The organism is Virgisporangium ochraceum (assembly GCF_016863655.1).
In the GTDB taxonomy this organism is placed as follows: Bacteria; Actinomycetota; Actinomycetes; order Mycobacteriales; family Micromonosporaceae; genus Virgisporangium; species Virgisporangium ochraceum.
On sequence record NZ_BOPH01000158.1, the window covers coordinates 24,094 to 31,604 of the forward strand.

Annotated in this window: 8 protein-coding genes; 1 reads left to right on the forward strand and 7 read right to left on the reverse strand. The window is 71.3% G+C overall.

Features of this window, described 5'->3' with window-relative positions; translation table 11 throughout:
* Positions 1–46 precede the first annotated feature (46 nt).
* The 4 genes from Voc01_RS51930 to Voc01_RS51945 form a co-directional block, all read right to left on the reverse strand.
* Positions 47–1,627, reverse strand: a complete 1,581-nt coding sequence (locus Voc01_RS51930; protein ID WP_203935212.1) for an ABC transporter permease — start codon at positions 1,625–1,627, stop codon at positions 47–49.
* Complete coding sequence (locus Voc01_RS51935) at positions 1,624–2,526, reverse strand: ABC transporter ATP-binding protein (RefSeq protein WP_203935213.1); 903 nt, start codon at positions 2,524–2,526, stop codon at positions 1,624–1,626. Before Voc01_RS51935 ends, Voc01_RS51930 begins: the two co-directional genes overlap by 4 nt.
* A 97-nt stretch (positions 2,527–2,623) precedes the next feature.
* Positions 2,624–3,415 carry an ABC transporter permease subunit gene (locus Voc01_RS51940; RefSeq protein WP_203935214.1) on the reverse strand — a complete coding sequence of 264 codons (792 nt, stop codon included), beginning with the start codon at positions 3,413–3,415 and terminating at the stop codon, positions 2,624–2,626.
* Positions 3,405–4,313 (reverse strand): ABC transporter ATP-binding protein, encoded by a 909-nt coding sequence (locus Voc01_RS51945; RefSeq protein WP_203935215.1) that lies wholly within the window; start codon positions 4,311–4,313, stop codon positions 3,405–3,407. Before Voc01_RS51945 ends, Voc01_RS51940 begins: the two co-directional genes overlap by 11 nt.
* A gap of 72 nt (positions 4,314–4,385) precedes the next feature.
* On the opposite strand from Voc01_RS51945, the gene Voc01_RS51950 reads away from it, so the two are divergent.
* Positions 4,386–4,859 (forward strand): GbsR/MarR family transcriptional regulator, encoded by a 474-nt coding sequence (locus Voc01_RS51950; protein ID WP_239161108.1) that lies wholly within the window; start codon positions 4,386–4,388, stop codon positions 4,857–4,859.
* Here the strand turns inward: Voc01_RS51950 and Voc01_RS51955 are convergent.
* The 3 genes from Voc01_RS51955 to Voc01_RS51965 all read right to left on the reverse strand — a co-directional run.
* Complete coding sequence (locus tag Voc01_RS51955) at positions 4,844–5,230, reverse strand: DUF6394 family protein (RefSeq protein WP_203935216.1); 387 nt, start codon at positions 5,228–5,230, stop codon at positions 4,844–4,846. The two genes, Voc01_RS51950 and Voc01_RS51955, sit on opposite strands and share 16 nt — an antisense overlap.
* Positions 5,231–5,495: 265 nt before the next feature.
* Positions 5,496–6,143: a potassium channel family protein gene (locus tag Voc01_RS51960; protein WP_203935217.1), complete on the reverse strand. Its 648-nt coding sequence runs from the start codon at positions 6,141–6,143 to the stop codon at positions 5,496–5,498.
* A gap of 19 nt (positions 6,144–6,162) precedes the next feature.
* Positions 6,163–7,511 (reverse strand): TrkH family potassium uptake protein (locus Voc01_RS51965; protein WP_307781627.1); only part of this gene is annotated, 1,349 nt, incomplete at its 5' end.

Genomic DNA, 7,511 nt, shown 5'->3' on the forward strand with positions numbered 1-7,511 from the left:
ATCAAATACGTCGGTCCGTACAGGCGTTTGATCGCCGCCGGCACCGTCAGCTGATCCGCAGGTCCCTTCGCCGGTACGCCCACAGGCCTATCGCCCCCGCGGTGACCGCGACGGCCAGCATGCCGCCGGCACCGGCCCAGTCGGGGCTCGTCGCCGGCACCGGTGCGAGGTGGGCGAACGGTGACAGCTGCTGCGACCACTGCGGGGCGCCGATGGTGTCGGCGAGGACGTACCAGAGGAACCCGCCGACGGCGGGCAGCGACCCGACGAGTGCCACGAAGCGTGGCGCGACGCCGAGGGCGAGCACGGCCGCGCCGAGGCACAGCGCTGTGATCGGGAGGACGTTTGCCGCGCCGGCCAGGGCGTCGGTGAGCGTCAGGCCGGAGCCGACGACGGTAGCGCCGAGCCAGGCTGCCAGGGCTGCGGCCACGGCCAGGAGGGCGGCGGCTGCGGCGGCCGCGGCGACCTCGGCGCCCAGGAGCGCGGTACGGCTTACCGGTTGGGCGTAGAGCAGGATCAGCCGCCCGGCGGCCTCGTCGTCGACCAGGGTGGCGATGCGGGCCGTGGCGAACACGCCGACCGGCACCGCCAGGAGGGCGAACAGGGTGCCGGCGTAGCCCTGGATCGAGCCGAGGCCGGTAAAGCCGGCCTGGGCGGCGGCGTCGGCGAACCGGGGGTTGTCGGCCAGGAACCGCGTCATCGAGCGGCCGATCAACCCGATCAGCAGGTAGTAGGAGCCGATCGCGGCAATCCAGCCGGCGAGGGTGCGCAGCGTGCGGCGAACGGCGAAGCCGGGTACGGAGCCGAGCAGGACCAGCCGCGGCGGGCGTCCGGTGCCGGGCCGGAACCATCCACTGTGGAGGTCGCGGCGGCGGCCGGCCGCGACGGCGGCGACGGTCACCGCGGCCGCCGCGACGGTGAGGACGAGCAACGGCAGCGGCCGGTCGTCGGCATAGGGGCGCGACAGCTCCAGCAGACCGAACGGGCTCAGCCAGCGCAGCCACGACAACCATTCGACGCCGTCGCCGACCATCCGGATCAGCAGTCCGCCGACGAGCAGCGCCATCGCACCCATCGTCGCGGAGGTGCGGGCCGGCCACAGCTGCGCGGCGAACCCGCCCACGGCGGTGAAGAAGACACCGGTCGCGGCGATCCCGGCCCCGTGCAGCACCGCACCCGGCACCGCGGTACCGGCGGCGACCAGCGCCGTGCTGACGCCGACGCCGGTGAGCACGGCGGCCGCGGACAGCACCAGCAGGGTGCGGACCGTGACCGCCGTGGCGGGGTACCGGCCGGACAGCAGCAGGTCCCACCGCCGCGCCTGCTCCTCGCCGCGGGTCAGCCGGGTGGCCGTCAGCAGCCCCCACACGCCGACCATGACCGCGAGGAAGGTGCCGGTGCGCCACACGGTGAAACCGCCGGCGGTGTCCAACCCGGTCGGCTCGCCGAACAGCGTGCGGATGGCCGGGTTGGTCGCCAACGCCTGCAGCGACGCCAGGTCCAGGCCGTCGCCGACGGTGGACCGGTAGGTGCCGGCGACCATCGCCGACATGCCCGCGCAGACGACCGTGACGACGACCGCGCCCTTGTACATCTGGCGCAGGGCGAGCGAGGTTACCGGGGTCATCGGACGTCGTCGCCGTAGTAGGCGAGGAAGATCTCCTCGAGGCTCGGCTCACGGACCGCGATCTGATCCACGTCGGCATCGGCCAGCGCCCGCAGGGCGTCGGCGGGCCGGCCGGTCAACGTGAACCGCATTCGCAGGTGGCCGTCGTCGTTCGTCGCCGTCTCGAGCCCGTCGATCCCAGCGACCGCCCCGAGGTTCGGGGGTCGGCCGGTGAACACGGCCTCGACCTCGGTGCGGCGCAGCTTCCGCAACTGGGCGATGGAGGCCACGTCGACGAGGCGACCGGCGCGCAGGATGCCGACCCGGTCGCAGACGGCCTCGACCTCGGCAAGCTGGTGCGAGCTCAGGAAGACCGCCTGCCCGCGGTCACGGGCCTCGCGGACGGCGTTGCGGAACTCGCGCTCCATCAAGGGGTCCAGGCCGCTGGTCGGCTCGTCGAGGATCAGCAGCGGCGCCCGGGTGGCGAACGCGGCCACCAGTGCGACCTTCTGCCGGTTGCCGGTCGAGTACGTGCCCGCCGGCCGCGAGAGGTCGAGGTCGAACCGGCGCACCAGCTCGTCGCGGTACGCCACGTCGACGCCGGGACCGATCCGGCCGAGCAGCTCCAAAGTCTCCGCGCCGGTGAGCTGGGGCCAGAGTGCCACGTCGGCCGGCACGTGGGCGAGCCGGTCGTGCGCCGACGCCACGTCGGCCGCGTCGTCGCCGAAGACCCACGCCCGCCCCGATGTCGGCCGGACGAGACCCAGAACCATGCGGATCGTGGTGGACTTACCGGCGCCGTTCGGGCCGAGGAAACCGAACACCTCGCCGGCGTTGACGGTGAGATCGAGGCTGTCGACGGCGGTGAGGCGGCCGAACCGCTTCGTCAACTGATCGGTGTGGAGGGCGGCTTCGCCCATGTGAGCCTCCGGGGTCGCGCGATCAACAACCACGCCGACCAGACTTCCCGGCACACCACCATCACCGTACCGCAGCGGCAGCCGCTCCGGTGTCCCCTCAGGTCCGGATGTCGCGTCGCGCGAACCGCAACGTTCCCGCGGCGACCAGGACCGCGGTGACGGCCGCGAGGACTGCGGTGTGCGTCCACTGGAAGCCGGCGCGCAGCGGCTCGCCGGCGAGGTAGTGGTGGAACGGCGACAGCGTGGCCGCCGCGTCCAGTCCGAGCGGACGGGCGAAGGCGTGCAGCGCGTACGCGACGACCCCGACCACGGCGGTGACCGCCAGCACCAGGCCACGACGGCCGGTCGCCGCGCCGAGCCCGACACCGAACCCGCCGAAGACCGTTCCGAGCAGGGTCAGGTTGAGGCACTGGGCGGCGAACCCGGCCACGGAGACGTCCGTGAGCTCGGCGGCGCTGCGGAGGGCCAGCATCGCCAGGAACACCGCCGCGCCGATGCCGGCGGCGCCGGCGGCCAGCGCCGCAAACCGCTCCACCACGAGCCGGGTCCGGCTCACCGGGTGGGCGAGGATCAGGTCGAGGTATCCGCTCTCCTCGTCGCCGGCGACGGCGCGCGAGCCGGTGAACGCGCCGTAGAGCATGACGACCAGCGGCAGGATGAGCCCGAATACCGTCGAGCCGAGGTATCCGGCGGCCGAGGTCAGGTCGTCCATGCGCAGCGCCTCGCGGAGGGCCCGCGGGTAGCTGGCCACGGCTTCGGCCATCTGCCCGTTGGCCAGCTGTGGGTAGAAGCTGGCGTACATGACGCCGGCCGCGGTGGTCCCGACGACCCATCCGGTGAGGCTGCGCCAGTTGTCGACGACCGTCCGTACGGCGATCTCAGCGTGCATCGATAGGCTCCGGTCCGGTGTAGTAGCTGTGGAACAGGTCTTCCAGCGCCGGCTCGGTCGCCACGATCCCGGTGACGGTGTGCCGGGTGGCCGCTCGCAGCAACGCGTCCGGGCTGCCGGTCAGGTGGCAGCGCAGGGACGCACCGTCGGCGTGCAGGTCGGTGACGCCGGGCAGGCCGGCGAACTCCGCCGGGTCGACAGGTTCGGTGAAGGTCAGGTCGACGCGCCGCACGGCCGAGGCGCGCAGGGCGGCGAAAGTGTCGAGGGCGACCAGGCGCCCGTCGCGGATGATCGCCACCCGGTCGGCGACCGCCTCCACCTCTGTCAGCACGTGGCTGGACATGAACACCGTCGCGCCACGCGCGGCGGCCTCGCCCACCATCGCCAGGAACGTCTGCTGCACCAGCGGGTCGAGGCCGGCGGTCGGCTCGTCCAATATCAGCAGTTCCGGTTCGTGCATGAAGGCCTGCACGATCCCGACCTTCTGCCGGTTGCCCTTGGACAGGCTGCGGATCGGCGCCGACCGTTCCAGGCCCAGGCGCCCGGCGAGGGCACCGATCCGATCGCGTCCGGCGCCGCCGCGCAGCGACGCCAGGAACCCCAGGCACGTCTCGACGGTGTGCCGGCTGTCGACGACGAGGTCGCCCGGCAGGTAACCGATCCGGCGGTTCAGGGCGACCGCGTCGGCGCGCGGATCGAGCCCGAGAACCCGGACTGTGCCCGCGGTTGGGCGGATCAGGTCGAGGAGCAGCCGGATCGTGGTCGTCTTGCCGGCACCGTTCGGGCCGAGGAACCCCAGCACTTCACCCGGCCGCACGACCAGGTCGAGCCCGGCGAGACCGCGGCGACCGCCGTAGGTCTTGGTCAGGTTCTCGGCGACGATGACGTCCACACCCATGAGCCCAAGGTATCCATGTTTCAGAGATCTGTGAAGACTCTGAACGCAGCGATGGGCGGCTACCATGATCGGGTGGGTGCCGACCTGACCGCCGCCGCCGAGCGCTTCGCCCTGACCCTCGCCAGCTACGGCCTGCAGCGGATGACCGCCCGAGTCATGGCCGCCCTGCTGTTCAGCCAACGCGAGTCGATGACCGCCGGCGAGATCGGCGAGCAGCTCGGCGTCAGCTCCGGAGCGATGTCCGGTGCGCTCAAACAGCTCACCGCGATGGGCATGGTCGAACGCGTCCCGGCACCGGGCAGCCGCCGCGACCACTACAGCTTCCGCGACGGCGCATGGGCCACCCTCATGTCCGCCCAGAACGCCGCCCTGACGCTCATGACCACCGCGGCCGACGAGGGCCTGGCCATTGCCGGCGACGACACCCCCGCGGGCCGCCGCCTCACCGAGATGCGCGACTTCTACCGCTACATGCTCGACCGCCTACCGGCCCTCATCGACGAATGGCAGCGGTCGCGGAGGACGGACGGTCAGGGCCGCTTGTAGCGGACGGTCTCGACCACCAGCAGGGTGACCGACGCGACGTTCGCGAGCAGCGCACCACCGGACAACGAGACGACCACCGCGGTCATCCCCCGGGTCAGCCCGTCCGGCGAGAACTGGGCCGCGTACACCCAGCAGACGACCGCGGCGACCAACTGGAGGTCGGCGACCAGGCTGGTGGCCAGATGGGTCGCGCCGAACTGCGTGCGGTCGCCGAGCTTCATCAGGGTCGCCACCATGTTCACCACCACCGCGGCGAACAGCCCGGAGACATGGTGGACCGTCGGGTCGCCGAGATCTCCGACGAAAAAGCCCGCGTTGAGCGTCGCCGCCAGCATGACCACAAAGGCGAAGATCACCTTTCCGAGGTTCACGGTCCCTCCACTTCCGCCGGGCATTAGTCAACGGCCGGTCCCCCGCGTGTGCAAGCGAGCCGCCGTCAACATCGCGTCAATATCGGGCGTGGCCCCGGTGTCCCAGGTGGGTAATGTCCGCGCATGCGCAGTGACTTCATGATCGCGTTACGGGGTTACGACATCACCGACCACGTCGTTCACGCGGAGGCTGCGCGGCTATGCGCGCCATCAGATCGACCGCCGCGTCCGCGACCGTCTCGACAAGTTGGCGTGAGAGTCCCCGTCAGTCGACCTCGGCGAAGCGTTCGACGTCTCTGATCGTGCCGACGACGAGGATGACGTCGCCGTACATGAGGACGGTGTCGGAGGTGGCGTAGGTGAACGTCGCGGTGTCGCCGCGGGCCTGGCTCTTGACCGCGACGACGGTGACCCCGTACCGGGCGCGCAGACCGGTCTCCCCGAGCGGCACGCTGACGATGTCGCGCGGCGGCTTGGTCTTGACCATCGCGAAGTCCTCGTCGACCTCGATGTAGTCGAGCATCCGCCCGGAGAGCAGGTGGGCGACCCGCTCCCCCATGTCGTGCTCGGGCAGTACGACGTGGTGGGCGCCGACGCGGCTGAGGATGCGGCCGTGCTGCCGGTTGATCGCCTTGGCCCAGATGTCGGGCACCTCGAGCTCCGACAGCAGCGACGCGGTGAGGATGCTGGCTTGGATGTCGGTGCCGATCGCCACGACCGCGCGGCGGAACTCGGCGATGCCGAGCTGGCGTAGCGCCTCGATGTCGGTGCTGTCGGCCACGACCACGTGGGGAAGCCTTCCGGACAGGTTCTGCACCAGCTTGCGGTTGGTGTCGACGCCGAGGACCTCGGTGCCCCGGCTGGTCAGTTCCAGCGCCAGGGCGCTACCGAACCGGCCCAGTCCGATGACCATCACGGACTCCGTGCGGATGTCAGCCAACGATCGTCCTCTCCTCGGGGTGTTCGAACCGACGGGTGCGTTCCCGCAGGGCCAGCGCGGTCGCCAGGGTCAACGGACCGAGGCGTCCGACGAACATCAGCGCGACCAGCAGCAGCGTCGCCGGCGCCGGCAGATCGGAGGTGATCCCGGTGGACATGCCGTTGATCCCGAACGCCGACACCGCCTCGAACAGCACCCGGTCCAGGCTGTAGCCGGTCAGGCTCAGCAGCGCGAACGTCGAGACGGTCACCGCGCCGATGCCCAGCAGCGCGATCGCCAGCGCCTGCCGCTGGTTGGTCTCCGGGACGCGTCGGCGGCCCACGTTCACCTGCGGCTCGCCGCGCATCTCCGACCACAGGACGAACGCGAGCAGCCCGAACGTGGTCACCTTGATCCCGCCGGCGGTGCCGGCGCTGCCACCACCGATGAACATGAACACGTCGGTGGCGAACAGGCTCTCGGGACGTAGCCGGCCGGTGTCGACAGAGTTGAACCCGCCGCTGCGGGTCATCACGGTGTGGAAGAACCCGGCCAGCACCTTGCCCGCGCCCGACAGCGGGCCGAACGTGTGCCGGTTGGTGGCCTCGACGGCGGTGAACAGCGCCGTGCCGACGGCCAGCAGCGGCACGGTCAGCCATACCGTGAGCCGGGTCAGCACCGTCCACTCCCGCGGGCGTCGCCAGCAGCGGGCCAGTTCGAAGACGACCGGGAACCCGAGCCCGCCGACGATCACCGCGAGTGCGACGGACAGGCACACGACCGGATCGGTGACGTACCGCATCAGGTTGTCGTCGTTGAGCGAGAACCCCGCGTTGTTGAACGCCGACACCGCGTGGAAGACCCCGTGGTAGACCGCACGACCGAACGGCTCGTCGTAGGTGACCGCGAACCGCGCCGTGAGGACGACCGCTACCACGACCTCGCTGACGAGGCTGAACAGCACGATGTTGCGCAGGAGCCGGCGCAGGTCGCCGGCGCCGCCGCTCTTGGTCTCGGTCTGTGCCACCAGCCGGCCCCGCATGCTCAGCGCCCGGGTGACCCGCACGGTGACCAGCGTCGCCAGCGTCATGATCCCCAGCCCACCGGCCTGGATCAGGACGAGGATCGCCACCTCGCCGAACGGCGACCAGAATCCGCCGGTGTCGACGGTGACCAGCCCGGTCAGGCAGACCGCGGACGTGGCGGTGAACAGCGCGTCGATCAGGTCAGCCCGCTGCCCGTCCTCCGTCGCGGCCGGCAGTGACAGCACACCGGTGCCGGCCGCCACCATCGCCGCGTACCCGGCGGCGATCGCCTGGGTCGGGTGCTGGAAGCGGTCGCTCTGCCACACCCGACCGACCA